The 14229-nt window shown below is 69.6% G+C and carries 15 protein-coding genes; 7 read left to right on the top strand and 8 right to left on the bottom strand.

What is annotated here, in order from left to right:
- Positions 1-137 precede the first annotated feature (137 nt).
- Positions 138-545 carry a peptide-methionine (R)-S-oxide reductase MsrB gene (gene msrB / locus LQV45_RS07730; protein ID WP_138172667.1) on the bottom strand — a complete coding sequence of 136 codons (408 nt, stop codon included), beginning with the start codon at positions 543-545 and terminating at the stop codon, positions 138-140.
- A 73-nt stretch (positions 546-618) separates the two neighbouring features.
- Between msrB and LQV45_RS07725 the strand changes: the two genes are divergently transcribed.
- The 5 genes from LQV45_RS07725 (at position 619) to groL (ending at position 4580) form a co-directional block, all read left to right on the top strand.
- Complete coding sequence (locus tag LQV45_RS07725) at positions 619-1611, top strand: DUF2332 domain-containing protein (protein WP_230006493.1); 993 nt, start codon at positions 619-621, stop codon at positions 1609-1611.
- Between the two features lie 9 nt (positions 1612-1620).
- Positions 1621-1875 (top strand): DUF3263 domain-containing protein, encoded by a 255-nt coding sequence (locus tag LQV45_RS07720; protein WP_138172664.1) that lies wholly within the window; start codon positions 1621-1623, stop codon positions 1873-1875.
- 34 nt (positions 1876-1909) lie between these two features.
- Positions 1910-2485 carry a LytR C-terminal domain-containing protein gene (locus tag LQV45_RS07715; protein WP_230006492.1) on the top strand — a complete coding sequence of 192 codons (576 nt, stop codon included), beginning with the start codon at positions 1910-1912 and terminating at the stop codon, positions 2483-2485.
- A 100-nt stretch (positions 2486-2585) separates the two neighbouring features.
- Positions 2586-2789 carry a cold-shock protein gene (locus LQV45_RS07710; RefSeq protein WP_138172662.1) on the top strand — a complete coding sequence of 68 codons (204 nt, stop codon included), beginning with the start codon at positions 2586-2588 and terminating at the stop codon, positions 2787-2789.
- 171 nt (positions 2790-2960) lie between these two features.
- Positions 2961-4580 carry a chaperonin GroEL gene (gene groL, locus LQV45_RS07705; protein ID WP_230006491.1) on the top strand — a complete coding sequence of 540 codons (1620 nt, stop codon included), beginning with the start codon at positions 2961-2963 and terminating at the stop codon, positions 4578-4580.
- Between the two features lie 254 nt (positions 4581-4834).
- Here the strand turns inward: groL and LQV45_RS07700 are convergent, their stop codons facing one another.
- The 5 genes from LQV45_RS07700 to LQV45_RS07680 form a co-directional block, all read right to left on the bottom strand.
- Complete coding sequence (locus LQV45_RS07700; protein ID WP_230006494.1) at positions 4835-6511, bottom strand: cell wall metabolism sensor histidine kinase WalK; 1677 nt, start codon at positions 6509-6511, stop codon at positions 4835-4837.
- Positions 6512-6644: 133 nt separating this feature from the next.
- The gene (locus LQV45_RS07695) at positions 6645-7337 is read right to left on the bottom strand and encodes a response regulator transcription factor (protein WP_230006490.1); all 693 of its coding nucleotides are present in this window, start codon (positions 7335-7337) and stop codon (positions 6645-6647) included.
- 69 nt (positions 7338-7406) lie between these two features.
- Positions 7407-9056 carry a DNA repair helicase XPB gene (locus LQV45_RS07690; protein WP_230006489.1) on the bottom strand — a complete coding sequence of 550 codons (1650 nt, stop codon included), beginning with the start codon at positions 9054-9056 and terminating at the stop codon, positions 7407-7409.
- Between the two features lie 54 nt (positions 9057-9110).
- Positions 9111-10835, bottom strand: coding sequence for a helicase-associated domain-containing protein (locus LQV45_RS07685; RefSeq protein ID WP_230006488.1), 1725 nt, complete (start codon positions 10833-10835; stop codon positions 9111-9113).
- 1 nt (position 10836) lies between these two features.
- Entirely contained in the window at positions 10837-11103 is a 267-nt protein-coding gene (locus LQV45_RS07680; RefSeq protein ID WP_138172657.1) for a multidrug ABC transporter ATPase, read from the bottom strand.
- 106 nt (positions 11104-11209) lie between these two features.
- On the opposite strand from LQV45_RS07680, the gene LQV45_RS07675 reads away from it, so the two are divergent.
- Both LQV45_RS07675 and LQV45_RS07670 read left to right on the top strand, forming a co-directional pair.
- Entirely contained in the window at positions 11210-11593 is a 384-nt protein-coding gene (locus LQV45_RS07675) for a cold-shock protein (protein WP_138172656.1), read from the top strand.
- Positions 11577-12227 carry a DUF3027 domain-containing protein gene (locus tag LQV45_RS07670; protein ID WP_230006487.1) on the top strand — a complete coding sequence of 217 codons (651 nt, stop codon included), beginning with the start codon at positions 11577-11579 and terminating at the stop codon, positions 12225-12227. The genes LQV45_RS07675 and LQV45_RS07670 overlap by 17 nt, the downstream gene beginning before the upstream one ends.
- A 93-nt stretch (positions 12228-12320) precedes the next feature.
- On the opposite strand, the gene LQV45_RS07665 is transcribed toward LQV45_RS07670, so the two are convergent.
- Both LQV45_RS07665 and LQV45_RS07660 read right to left on the bottom strand, forming a co-directional pair.
- On the bottom strand, positions 12321-13340 hold the full coding sequence (locus LQV45_RS07665) for a DUF6454 family protein (protein WP_230006486.1): 1020 nt from the start codon (positions 13338-13340) through the stop codon (positions 12321-12323).
- A 175-nt stretch (positions 13341-13515) separates the two neighbouring features.
- The coding region (locus LQV45_RS07660; RefSeq protein ID WP_230006485.1) for a GH32 C-terminal domain-containing protein at positions 13516-14229 on the bottom strand (714 nt) is incomplete at its 5' end.

Here is a 14229-nt window from a genome sequence, read left to right as displayed (position 1 = left end):
GATCCGCGACGGGCGGAGCGACTTGTGGTCGGCGACGCGACCTGCCGCGGCGACGAAGGCCTCGAGCTCGGGCCCCGTGGGGGCCTCGTCGGTGACTTTCGACCACGACCGGCGGTCGCGCATCGCTTCGAGCGCGCTCATGCCTCGTCGACGGGGGTGAAGCTCAGCGAGAGCGAGTTCATGCAGTACCGGTCGCCGGTGGGCGTGCCGAAGCCGTCGGGGAACACGTGGCCGAGGTGGGAGCCGCAGTTGGCGCACCGCACTTCGGTGCGCTGCATGCCGTGGCTGTTGTCCTCGATCAGCTCGACCGCCTCTGGGCGCACCGACTCGTAGAAGCTCGGCCACCCGCAGTGCGAGTCGAACTTGGTGCCGCTCTGGAACAGCTCGGAGCCGCAGGCGGCGCAGGTGTAGAGGCCGGCGCGGCTTTCGTCGAGCAGCTCACCGGTCCAGGCGCGCTCGGTACCGGCCTGTCGCAGGACGGCGTACTGCTCGGGGCTGAGTTCGGCCCGCCACTGGTCGTCGGACTTTTCGACGGCGTAGGTCATGGATGGTCTCCTTCGTCCCGTCCATTCTCTCCCGTCCAGGCTCGGCGATGCCCGTCGCGGCATAATCGCCGGGGTGGACCAGGATGCCGTGACCGCCGTCGTCGACCGCTACACCCGCTTCGCCCGCGACGAGGCGCCCGGTCGCTCGCGGGTCTACCAGGAATGGGCTCTGCGGGTCGCCGTGGATGGGGCCGTGGCATCCGTCCTCGCGCGCATTCCGGACACGCACCGCCAACCGCCGCTGGTGTTCGCGGTCCTCCGCCTGCTCGGAGCGCCGATGCAGACGGGGGACGCTTGGGCGGAATGGGTCGTCGCGAACGCCGACGCGATCGTCGCCGAGTGCGGGCGGCGGAGCATCCAGACGAACGAGCCGCTGCGCTGCGCGGCCCTGCTCCCGGCGCTGTCGCTCATCGACGGGCCGATCGCGCTCCTCGAGATCGGCGCGAGCGCCGGGCTGTGCCTCTACCCCGACCGGTACTCGTACCGGTTCCGCTCGGCCGACGGTGCGGTGACGCACCTCGACCCCGGGGACGGACGCAGCGCCGTGGTGCTCGAGTGCGACGTCGAGGGGGAGCCGCCGCTGCGCCTGCCCGAGGTCGTGTGGCGCGCCGGCATCGACCTGCAACCGCTCGACGCCCGCGACCCCGAGGACCGTGCGTGGCTCACCGGCCTGGTCTGGCCGGGGGAGCAGGGGCGTCTGGAGCGCATCTCGGCAGCGCTCGACATCGCCGCCGCCGACCCGCCCGTGCTCGTCGCCGGCGACGGCGCCGAGGCCCTGCCCGTGCTGGCCGCGCGGGCGCCGCGCGATGCCACGCTCGTGGTGACCACCCCGGGCGTCCTCGCCCACGTCCCCCGCCGCCACCGCGGGGCGGTGATCTCTGCCGCGCGTTCCGCCGGCCGGTGGGTGACCTTGGATGCCGCGGGCCTTCACGACGCGTGGAACCGCCCTCCGGTTCTGCGGCCCGGCGGCTTCGCCCTCGCGCTCGACGGCGACGTCCTCGCGAGCGTCGATCCTCTCGGGGCCTGGGTGGCGTGGCATCCCGAATCGGCGCAGCGCGCGCAGTAGCGTGACGACGTGCCTCTTTCGGACCGTGACCGCGCCTTCCTCGCTTTCGAGGCCGAGTGGCGTCGGCACGGCGGGGCGAAGGAAGAGGCGATCCGGGCCGAGTTCGACCTCGCCCCCGCCCGGTACTACCAGTTGCTGGGGCGTCTGCTCGACGACCCCGAGGCCCTGGCCCACGACCCGATGCTCGTCCGGCGGCTCCGTCGGCGCCGTGACGACGCCGCGCAGCAGCACCGCGCCCGGCTCGGCCGCGCCGCGGCCCGGTGACGGGCGTTCGGATACCGACCGGTAGCATCGTCCAATGGCCAGATCGACCTTCCCTCGGGATCGCTTCGACGACCTTCCGGCCGATGCGGGCCGTGTCGGCGCCCATCGGGCCGCACGTCCCCGCTCCCGCGGCTGGGTCGTGTTCCTCTGGGCCGCGCTGGCCACGGTCCTCCTCGTCATCGTCGGGATCTTCGGCGTGCTCGTGGCCTCGGGACGCATCTCGCTGGGCTCCGATCCCGCGCCGACGCCGACGGTGGAAGAGACCACCCCCGCGGTGATCGACACCTCCTACTCCGTCGTCGTGCTCAACGGCACGGCCGACGAGGGACTGGCCGGCAACCTCCGCGATCGCATCGTCGAGCTCGGCTGGCCGGGGGATGCCGTGCAGACCGGCGATTCCGACACGACCGACTTCGCCACCACGACGGTGTACTACCTGCGTCCCGACGACGAACAGGCCGCGCGCGGACTGGCCGATGCGATCGGGGGCGCGGAGATCTCCCGACGACGAGAGCGCCGAGAAGCGGCTGGTCGTGGTCATCGGGCTCGATCGGGCCACCGGCCAGCCCACTCCCTGAGCCCCGCTGCGCCGCGTGTTTCCGCGGCGTAAAAAGTTGGATGCCGCCGTGTCAACAATGGCCTCCGGGGTCGGAACGACGCGGGTCCGCGTGCTTACGATGACCTCGTCGTTCAGCAACAGGAGAGTTCGCATGGCCCAGGGCACCGTCAAGTGGTTCAACGCCGAGAAGGGTTACGGCTTCATCACCGTGACGGACGGCCAAGACGTCTTCGTCCACTACTCGAACATCGAGATGACCGGATTCCGAGTCCTCGAGGAGGGCCAGGCCGTGGAGTTCACGGTCGGATCCGGACAGAAGGGTCCGCAGGCGGAGTCCGTTCGCCTCATGGCCTGAGCCCCTCGCTCCCCGCCGCCGTGGCATCCCTCACCGGATGCCACGGCGGCGTCGTTCGTGCGGGGTCGGGGCGGCTTGCACTCCCCAGGGGCGAGTGCCAGAATGAGTTAGCACTCGCTTTCGTCGAGTGCCAAATTTGGAAGTCACCCGTCCGGGAGGGACGACACACTTATGGCAAAGATCATCGCTTTCGACGAAGAGGCCCGGCGCGGTCTCGAGCGCGGCCTCAACATTCTTGCCGACGCCGTCAAGGTGACCCTGGGCCCGCGCGGTCGCAACGTCGTGCTCGAGAAGAAGTGGGGCGCTCCCACCATCACGAACGACGGTGTCTCGATCGCCAAGGAGATCGAGCTCGACGACCCGTTCGAGAAGATCGGCGCCGAGCTGGTCAAGGAAGTCGCCAAGAAGACCGACGACGTGGCCGGTGACGGAACCACCACCGCGACCGTCCTCGCCCAGGCGCTCGTTCGCGAGGGCCTGCGCAACGTCGCCGCCGGCGCCGACCCCATCTCGCTCAAGAAGGGCATCGAGAAGGCCGTCAAGGCCGTCACCGACGAGCTGCTCGCCTCGGCCAAAGAGGTCGAGTCCAAGGAGCAGATCGCTGCGACCGCGTCCATCTCGGCCGCTGACCCCGCGATCGGCGAGCTCATCGCCGAGGCGATCGACAAGGTCGGCAAGGAAGGTGTGGTCACCGTCGAGGAGTCCAACACCTTCGGCACCGAGCTCGAGCTCACCGAGGGCATGCGCTTCGACAAGGGGTACATCAACCCCTACTTCGTCACCGACCCCGAGCGTCAGGAAGCGGTCTTCGAAGACCCGTACATCCTGATCGCGAACCAGAAGATCTCCAACATCAAGGACCTTCTGCCCATCGTCGACAAGGTGATCCAGGAGGGCAAGGAGCTCCTCATCATCGCCGAGGACGTCGAGGGCGAGGCTCTCGCGACGCTCGTGCTCAACAAGATCCGCGGCATCTTCAAGTCGGTCGCCGTCAAGGCTCCCGGCTTCGGTGACCGTCGCAAGGCGCAGCTGCAGGACATCGCGATCCTCACCGGCGGACAGGTCATCACCGAAGAGGTCGGCCTCAAGCTCGAGAACGCCACCGTCGACCTGCTCGGCCGCGCCCGCAAGGTGATCATCACCAAGGACGAGACCACGATCGTCGAGGGTGCCGGTGACTCCGCACTGATCGAGGGTCGCGTGACCCAGATCCGTCGCGAGATCGAGAACACCGACAGCGACTACGACCGCGAGAAGCTCCAGGAGCGCCTCGCCAAGCTCGCGGGTGGCGTCGCCGTCATCAAGGCGGGCGCGGCCACCGAGGTCGAGCTGAAGGAGCGCAAGCACCGCATCGAGGACGCCGTACGCAACGCCAAGGCTGCCGTCGAAGAGGGTGTCGTCGCCGGTGGTGGCGTCGCCCTGATCCAGGCGGGCAAGACCGCGTTCGAGACGCTCGAGCTCACGGGTGACGAGGCCACCGGGGCGAACATCGTCAAGGTTGCCATCGAGGCCCCGCTCAAGCAGATCGCGCTGAACGCCGGTCTCGAGCCCGGTGTCGTCGCCAACAAGGTCGCCGAGCTGCCCGTCGGACACGGCCTGAACGCCGCGACCGGCGAGTACGGTGACCTGTTCGCACAGGGCATCATCGACCCGGCCAAGGTGACCCGCTCGGCCCTGCAGAACGCCGCGTCGATCGCCGGTCTGTTCCTCACGACCGAGGCCGTCGTCGCCGACAAGCCCGAGAAGAACCCGGCTCCGGCCGGCGACCCCACGGGTGGCATGGACTTCTGATCCACGCTTCGGCAGTAAGGAAGGCCCCCTCCTCCGGGAGGGGGCCTTCCTCGTTCCTCGGTGCGGCGCGTCGGTGACGTACGCCCGACGTTCCTGGGCGAGGTGCGGGAGCGCGCGTGGCACGCTTCGCGGGCGCGGGGCACCGAGGACCCGGCGCAGCGCGGGCGCGGCGCCAGCGCGGGCGCGTGAGCAGCGCGGGCGCGGGGCCAGTGAGGGCCCAGGGGCCCGACCGTCTGGCAGAGAAGCCGACGGCGTCAGGCGGGGGCGTCGGGGAGAGGGACGTCGCTGAGGCGCTCGAGTGGTTGCGTCTCGATGAGCGCGTGCTCGCTCGCATCGCGACGTGCGGCGAGCGGAAGGGAGACGCGGAACGTCGCCCCGCCACCGGGGGTGTCGAAGACCTCGACGGTGCCGTGCAGGAGATCCACGATGGAGGCCACGATCGACAGCCCGAGCCCCGAGCCGCCGGTCTCGCGGGTGCGCGACGTGTCGGCGCGCCAGAAGCGCTGGAAGATCTGCTCACGGATCTGTTCGGGAATCCCCTCTCCGTGGTCGATCACTTCGATCCAGCCCATGTCGGCCTCGGCATCCACCCCCACCCGCAAGCCGATCGGGGAGTCTTCGGGAGCGAAGCGGCGGGCGTTGCCGAGCAGGTTCGCCACGACCTGACGCACGCGGTTCTCGTCGCCGAGGACGATCGGGGCCAGCCGCGGCGCGGTGTGCGCTCCGGTGGTGATGGCGGAGGCACGAGAAGCCGACGCCGGCTCGCCGGGCTGCGGGGCCTCCGCGGCATCGCGGGAACGTCTCCGCAGGCGCGAGAGAGTGGCACCGGCGATCGCCATCGCGGACGTCGTGGGGGCCGTGCGGCGCTTGACCGAGGACCCCGTCCCGTCGCTCTCGGCCTCGTGCGCCGGCTCCAGCGTCATCACCGGCAACACGACCTCGTCGCGGCTCGTGGTGTCGTCGACCGTGACCTCTCTGTGCGGAGACGTCGCCCGCAGATCGAGGGCGGCGTCGCGAGCGATCGGGCGCAGATCGAGCGTCGTGATCGCCACGTCCCGTCGCTCGTCCAGGCGCGCGAGGGCGAGGAGGTCCTCGACCAGCGCGCCCATGCGGATGGCTTCCTTCTCGATGCGCTCCATCGCCTGGGCGACGTCCTCGTCGGAGCGGATCGCTCCCATCCGGTACAGCTCGGCGTACCCGCGCATCGTGACCAGCGGCGTGCGCAGCTCGTGGCTCGCGTCGCCGATGAATCGACGCATCTGCCGCACCGTGGCATCCCGCTGGTTGAGGGCACCGTCGATGCGCCCGAGCATCGCGTTGATCGCCGCCTTCAACCGGCCCACCTCGGTGTCGGGCACGATGTCGGTCAGACGCTGACTGAAATCGCCCGCCGCGATGTCCATCGCCGTCGTCTCGACCTGGCCGAGGCTGCGGAAGGTCAGCGTGACCAGCGCGCGGGTCAACAGGGCGCTCGCGATGAGGATCAGCAGGGCGACGAAGCCGTAGATGCCGAGGTAGGCGGCGACGATGCGGTCGGTGGGAGCCAGCGGTTGAATGACCATCTGGGTGTAGACGCCGTTGTAGCCGGGCAGGACGAGCTGGCCCACGCGCGCGAGGAAGTGCTGACCCGAGACCGGGTCCTGGAGTTCGATACGGCGATCGACCTGGCTGTAGGTCTGCTCGACGGTGAAGGTCTCGGGCAGTTCCGGCACCGTCTTCATCGCCGTGCCGTTGAAGAACGCCACGCGCTGGCCGTCCGGGCTGTACACCACGACCATCGAACCGATCTGCGGGGCGTTGTCGACCTCTGTGAACCGCACCTGGCCGTCGACCTCGTTGGTCACGAAGATGCTGTTCGCGATGTTTCCGGCCGCCTGCTGCGCCAGCTGCTCATCGAGGTTGTTGATCAGCGTGGTGCGCAGGAACACCATGGTCCCGATGCCCGCGGCGAACAGCCCCACGGCCAAGAGAGTGACCGTGACGCCGGTCACCTTCGTGCGAAGGCTCAGCCGGCGCCACCAGTGGGTCAGCGCGTCGTCGGAGTTCTCCAGGATGGGGCCCCGCTCAGGCGGTCTTGCCCGACTTCAGCATGTAGCCGAAGCCGCGCTTGGTCTGGATGAGCGGCTCCGAGGAGTGCGGATCGATCTTGCGGCGCAGGTAGGAGATGTAGCTCTCGACGATGCCGGCGTCGCCGTTGAAGTCGTACTCCCACACGTGGTCGAGGATCTGCGCCTTCGAGAGCACGCGGTTGGGGTTGAGCATGAGGTAGCGCAGCAGCTTGAACTCGGTCGGGCTGAGGTCGATCGAGACGTCGCCGACGCTGACGTCGTGGGTGTCCTGGTCCATCGTCAGCTCGCCCGTGCGGATGACGGATTCCTCATCGGCCTGCATCGTGCGGCGGAGGATCGCCTGGATGCGGGCGACGATCTCGTCGAGGCTGAACGGCTTCGTGACGTAATCGTCGCCGCCGGCGTTCAGGCCCATGATCTTGTCCTCGGTCTCGTCCTTCGCGGTGAGGAAGAGGATCGGGGCGGTGTAGCCGGCGCCGCGGAGGCGCTTCGTGACGCTGAACCCGTTCATGTCGGGCAGCATCACGTCGAGCACGATGAGGTCGGGTTCCTCCTCGAGAACCGCGGAGATGGTCTGGGCGCCGTTGGCGACGGCCCGGACCTGGAATCCGGCGAAACGCAGGCTCGTGATGAGCAGGTCGCGGATGTTCGGTTCGTCGTCCACGACGAGGATGCGCGGTGCTGTCATGCGCCCATTATCGTGACTTCACTCATGGAAGCGCTGGATATCGCGAGAAACGCCGCGCGCTGATATGGCTCACGCGGCCGCGGCGTCGATTCCGTCGGCATCCAGGATCGTGTAGGCGTAGCCCTGTTCGGCCAGGAATCGCTGGCGGTTCTGGGCGAAATCCTGGTCGACGGTGTCGCGGGCGATGAGCGTGTAGAAGCTCGCCGTGTGCCCGGACTGCTTGGGGCGCAGGAGGCGGCCGAGGCGCTGGGCCTCTTCCTGACGGGAGCCGAACGACCCCGAGACCTGCACGGCCACGGATGCCTCGGGCAGGTCCACCGAGAAGTTCGCGACCTTCGACACCACCAGCAGCGAGATCTCCCCCTCGCGGAAGGCCTGGAACAGCTCTTCTCGCTCGGAGACCGGGGTCGAGCCGGTGATCTTGGGCGCGTCCAGGGCGTCGGCGAGCTCGTCGATCTGGTCGAGGTACTGGCCGATCACGAGCACCCGCTCACCGGGGTGACGGTCGATGAGTCGCTTGACGACGTCGATCTTGGCGGGCGCGGTCGCCGCGAGGCGATAGCGGTCCTCGTCGGCGGCGGCGGCGTACTCCAGACGCTCGTCGGCCGGAAGATCGATGCGCACCTCGTAGCAGGCCGCGGGGGAGATGAAGCCCTGCGCCTCGATCTCCTTCCACGGCGCGTCGAACCGCTTGGGGCCGATGAGGCTGAACACGTCGCCCTCGCGGCCGTCCTCGCGTACGAGGGTCGCGGTGAGGCCCAGACGGCGCCGGGCCTGCAGGTCGGCGGTGAGCTTGAAGACCGGTGCCGGCAGCAAGTGCACCTCGTCGTACAGGACCAGGCCCCAGTCCAGCGCGTCGAGCAGAGCGAGGTGGGCGTACTTGCCGCCGCGCTTGGCGGTGAGGATCTGGTACGTCGCGATCGTGACCGGCTTGATCTCTTTGGACTGACCGGAGTACTCGCCGATCTCCTCGGAGGTCAGGCTCGTCCGACGCAGCAGCTCGTCGCGCCACTGCCGGGCGCTGACGGTGTTGGTGACGAGGATGAGCGTGGTCGTGCGGGTCTCGGCCATCGCTCCGGCGCCGACGAGCGTCTTGCCCGCGCCGCACGGGAGCACCACGACCCCGGAGCCGCCCTCCGAGAAGGACTCGACGGCCTGTCGCTGATAGGGGCGCAGCTTCCAGCCGTCCTCGTCGAGGTCGATCGGATGCGGCGTGCCGGGCGTGTACCCGGCGAGGTCTTCGGCGGGCCAGCCGATCTTCAGCAGCTCCTGCTTGATGTGCCCACGGGCCCACGCATCGACGGTGAAGCTGTCGGGGGTGGGGTGGCCGATGAGCAGCGGAGCGATGCGCTTGTTGCGCGAGACCTCGCCGAGCACGGCGGGATCGGTCGAACGCAACACGAGAGCGCCGTCGGCGTCGCGCTCGATGACGAGGCGCCCGTAGCGGCCCACGGTCTCGCGGATGTCTGTGCTCACCGAGGCCGGCACCGGGAAGCGCGTCCAGCGGTCGAGCGTCTGCAACATCGCATCGGCGTCGTGTCCGGCCGCCCGCGCGTTCCACAGGCCCAATCGGGTGATGCGATACGTGTGGATGTGCTCGGGGGCGCGCTCGAGCTCGGCGAACACCGCGAGTTCGTGTCGCGCCGTCTCCGCATCGGGGTGCGCGACTTCCAGGAGCACCGTGCGGTCGCTCTGAACGATGAGGGGACCGTCAGCCATAGCGTTCGATTCTACCCGTGCCCCGTGTGCGAGGTCGCCGGTGGGGCGACTCGTTCAGACGACCGGGCTGACTGCATCGATGTGCGACAGGGGCAGGGTGCGTTCGACGTCCGCGGCGCGATCGCGGCCCCGGAGCCTCCCGCCGCCCAGACCGGTCGCCTCGAGCCGGAACACCCGCGCCGATCCGTCGGGGAGCCGCACGGTGACGTCGACGATCGCGCGAGCGCGCACCGCCTGGTCGAGTTCGCGCTCGAGCCACGCGGCATCCGAATCCTCTCCGCCGGCCCGCAGACGCGAGATCAGGGGGCCATAGACGTCAGCCGGATCTTCGGGTGTCGCGGTCGTGGCCATCTTCGCCCGCTCCACCGCCCGCGGGCGCCCGTCGTCGTCCACCGCCACGGCCGGGTACCGGGCGTCACTCAGAGCCCAGAAGACCACATCGGCCGCGACGTGCGTGATCAGTTCGTCGCCCGAGCGGGCGAGGGCGACCGAGCGCAGCCCGGTGTCGACCTCCATCGCACGAAGGAGCGTCTCGTCGTCGGTCTGGACGGTGGTGAGACCGGATGCCGTGTCGGCGGCGACACGCACGCGTCCATGCTCCGCAGAGGTGCGTTCGATGACATACGCCAGCGGTTGGGGAAGGCCGGTCAGGGAGATCGCGGTCAGGAAGTCCCGCAGACTCTCGGCGGTCTCGCCGCTCGTGATGGCCGCACCGATCGTCGCCGCGCTGAAGCGGTAGCTGGACGCCTGCGCCCGCGACTCGCGCGCCGCCATGCCGCGCAGTCGCACGTCGAGGTGCGGGGCCAGGGGGCCCGGGGCGATCGCGGTGAGGTCGTTCTGCAGGTACACGCGATCCACTTCGGGCGGAAGCAGGTCCCGCAGGGCCGAGACGTCGACATCGCCGCCGTCGGCGAGTCCACGGCCCCACGGCGGGACCGCGCCGTCGTCGTCGAGCAGGCCCCAGGCGCGGAACCGGTGCATCCACCGTGCGGCCCGCTCGGGCCCGGCGGGATCGAACGGTGTCGCCCCCGCCCAGGTGGTCGGCGGCATCCATCCGCCCGTGGGCGTTCGGTACGCCCGGGGGAGTGCGTCGCGCAGCGCGCGGGCGGTGCTCGCCCAGCGCTCCAGGGTCGGCAGACGCAGCCATGCCCGCCCCGCGGCGGTGACGAGCCACGCGCGGCCGTTCGAGCCCAGCAGGCCCACGCGGGCTGCCGTCCCGACGAGGAGGTCGGCCTCTTCGGCCGAGCCTGCGGCTCCGGCATCGACGAGGCGTCGGCGTTCGCTCGCGCCGAGGGATCCCGAGCCGATCCGGCCCAGGGGAGCGTCCAGCGTCAGCATCAGGACATCGGCCAGCGCGGCGCTGTGGGTGAAGGCGGACTCGGCTGCGGCGTCGTCGTTCGAGGCCGCACGAGCCGACGGTCCGGGAGGGACGTCGGCGAGACCTTCGGGTGCGGCCTCGCGCACAGCCGAGGCGACCGCGGCGTAGGGGACGCCGGAATCGTCGACGAGCGCCCGCTGCTGCAGCGCCCGCCGGGGGTCGTGCTCTGCGGGGGTGCCGTCGATGACGGCGGCGACGAGCGCCTCCGCTTCCGCACGGTCCAGCCTGGGCAGGGCGCGCGCCACCGAGCCAGCATCCAGGAGTGCGTCGGCGGCGTCGAACATGTCGCGCCACGTCGCGGATGCCGCTACATGGCGATCAGCGAGGAGCTGCGCGAGATCTTCGTCGCCGAAGGCGCTCAACGAGACCGCCAGTGCACGTTGGTCGGAGGTCTCGGGCACGTCAGCGTCCCTTGTTCGCGCGTGCCCTTCGCACGAAGCTCATGATGAGCACCGCCACGAGGCACGCGAAGGCCACAGGAGGTGCGACGTAGATCAGGACGCCGACGGTGGGCCAGACGCCCGAACTCATGTCGGCCCCGGCGGTGGAGCCGATGATCACGGCGAAGAAGCAGGCGATCGACAGGACGAGCAGACCCAGCGACATGAATGCCAGGATTCGGTCGACGCGACGGATCGGGACGTCGCCATCGGGGGTACGTGTGCTCATCGTCGTCAGCCTACTGCCTGGCGGGCGTGGCGTAGGCTGAGGGGCCGGGATCCGATCGGGTCCCGCGTTCCGCCGCGCGATCGCGCACACATTCAGCGAGGTGTCCATGCCCACCGGCAAGGTCAGGTTCTACGACGACGAGAAGGGCTTCGGCTTCATCACCACCGATGACGGCCAGGACGTGTTCCTGCACGCCACCGCCCTGCCCGCCGGGACCCCCGGACCCAAGGCCGGCACCCGTCTGGAGTTCGGTGTGGCCGACGGCAAGCGCGGTCTCCAGGCGCTCTCGGTGCGGGTGCTCGATGCCCCTGTGAGCTTGGCCAAGCGGTCTCGCAAGCCCGCCGACGACATGGCGATCATCGTCGAGGACCTCGTCAAGCTCCTCGACGGCATCGGCGGCGACCTGCGTCGCGGCCGTTACCCGAGTGGCGCTCACGCGAACAAGATCGCCGCGGTCCTGCGTAAGGTCGCCGATGACTTCGAAGCCTGAGCCCGCCGCCGACGAGCGCCTGCTCGACGCGCACGACCTGGCGCTGGCGGCTCTCCGTGAGATCACCCCGGCCGATACCATCGGCCCGGCCGCCGGATACACCGTCGAAGAGGGCGGGGCCGTCTCCCTGCGATTCCACACACGCCTCGCCGGCTACCCGGGGTGGTACTGGACCGTGAGCGTCGCTGTGGTCGACGATTCCGAGCCGACGGTGCTCGAGGCCGAGCTCCTGCCCGGTGAGGGCGCGCTGCTCGCTCCGGACTGGGTACCGTGGGCGACCCGTCTCGCCGAATATCAGGCCGCGCAGGCGGCAGCAGCCGTCGCGGACGACGACGCGGATGACGACGACCTCGACGACTCCGATGACGACGACGCGGACGACGACGACGATTCGGACGACTCCGACGACGACGACGATGACGAGGAGCCCCAGGCGCGGTTGCACGCGGGCGACCTCGACGGCGTCGACATCGATGAGTTGGACGAGACTGCCGACGACTCCGACGACGAAGATTCCGACGACTCGGACGATGACGACTCGGACGACGACTCCGACGACGACTCCGACGATGAGGATTCCGACGACGACGATTCCGACAGCCCGGACGACGACGAGCGCGAACGCAGCTACTGACGCGCGTCGGGGCGGCGCGCGGTGGACGTGTCGCCGGCCCCGACGACGGAAGCCGCCTCGCGGTGCGAGACGGCTTCCTGTGCGCGACGGGACTCAGCCGCGGGGCAGGTGCTCGATCGTGTAGTCGATCGCCCCGATGAGCCGACGCACGTCGTCCGGGTCGATCGAGACGAAGGTCGCGATACGGAGCTGGTTGCGCCCCAGCTTTCGATAGGGCTCGGTGTCGACGATGCCGTTCGCGCGCAGGCTCTTGGCCACCGCGGACGCGTCGACGGACTCGTCGAAGTCGATCGTGACGACGACCGGCGAGCGGTCGACGGGGTCAGCGACGAACGGTGTCGCGACGGAGCTGGCCTCCGCCCACTCGTACAGCGCGGACGAGGACTCCGCCGTGCGGGCGCCGGCCCAGGACAAGCCGCCGTTGTCGAGGATCCAGCCCAACTGCTCGTCGAGCAGCAGAAGGGTCGCGAGGGCGGGAGTGTTGAGGGTCTGCTGCAGCCGCGAGTTGTCGACGGCGTTCTTCAGGCTCAGGAACTCGGGGATGTAGCGCCCGGATGCCGCGATCCGCTCGATCCGCTCGATCGCGGCGGGCGACACGGCGGCGTACCAGAGTCCGCCGTCCGAGCCGAGGTTCTTCTGCGGGGCGAAGTAATAGACGTCGGCCTGGGTCGCGTCGAAGTCGATGCCGCCGGGGTGGTACATGTCGCCCTCTCCCAGGACGATGTCCTTTTGCAGGGCGCCGGACTTGTCCATGACGAACAGGTGGCCGACGCCCTTGCCGGGGGTGCGGTCGAAGCCGTTTTGCGGGGTCGGGAACTTCACGGTCGGTTCGATGATCTGAACGACCGAGAGGAAGATGTGGTCCTGGCTGTAGGCGATTCCCTCCGTGTGGTACGTCGGGAAATTCAGCTTCAGCTTCGACGTCTGCTGCCAGTTCGTGTTCCGGTCAACGCCGTTGAAGGCGTCGGCCAGGGCCGTGTTCCTGTCACCGTGGTTGCCGGCGCCGGTGGGATTGTCTGCGGCCTGGGCGGCCGCGGTGATGCTGATTGCGGACGCGGCCAGGACGATTGCTGCGGCGGCCGTGAGGATGCCTCGGGTGTGAGTCGTGCTCATTCGGGAGCCTCTCAAAGGTTGGATCTCAACAAGAGATCGCAACGTTACTTCCCGGTAATTAATCCCCGATACGGGCAGGTGAACGGCAGATGGCCGGCAGCGGTCCGGCGGACCGGCTTCGTTTCGACACGTGTCTCCCCCCCCGCCGTCGCTGGCTTTGGGCCCTTTCAGCCGCTCAGGCGAGGACGGCGAGGCCTGCCAAGGTGCCGCCCTCGCCTTCGGCCAGCAGCCCGACGGCGGTGCCGGAGTTCGCGGGAAAGACCAGATCGGTGATGGTGGCCAGGCCGTCCTGCGCGAAGACCTCGACCGAGCAGCGGTCCAGGAAGACCCGGAGCCTTAGCCGGCCGTCCTCCAAGGACACGGCAACGCGCTCCACCGACGGGAACGACTCGTGGAACCCCACGTTGCCGGATTCGGTCCGGTCCAGGCTGAGCTCCGCCGTGCGGCAGTCGTAGGCCAGGACAGTGCGCGCTCCGGCTCCGGCTCCGGGCCCGGACCTGGAGCCGGATTCCCCGCCCGATTCGCTGCCGGCCCGGAGCACCAGACCCACCCTGCCGGCGGTGCCGGGCTCGAAGTCCGCATCGATGCGCAGCACATCACCGCAGGCCCCGGCCGGAAGCCAGGTCACCCCGTCCGCCAACGGCTGCCGGTCCAGCGCGAACACCTCGGTACCGTGGGTGTGGAACGGGTCCACCGCCTCCTGCACCAGCACCGGGCGGCCGCCGCGGCACACCAGCCTGACCTCGCGGACCAGGGACATCGCGCTGCGCCAGCCGTCCGAGGGCGTTGAGGCGGCGTACTGCCAGTTGTTCATCCAGCCGATCATGAGCCGCCGTCCGTCCGGGACGTTGCTGAACGACACGGCCGCGTAGTAGTCCCGGCCCCAGTC

The sequence above is a fragment of the Microbacterium sp. Bi128 genome (genome assembly GCF_918698205.1).
Note: the sequence above shows the minus strand (reverse complement) of the source record. Positions and strands in the feature narration are given on the sequence as shown.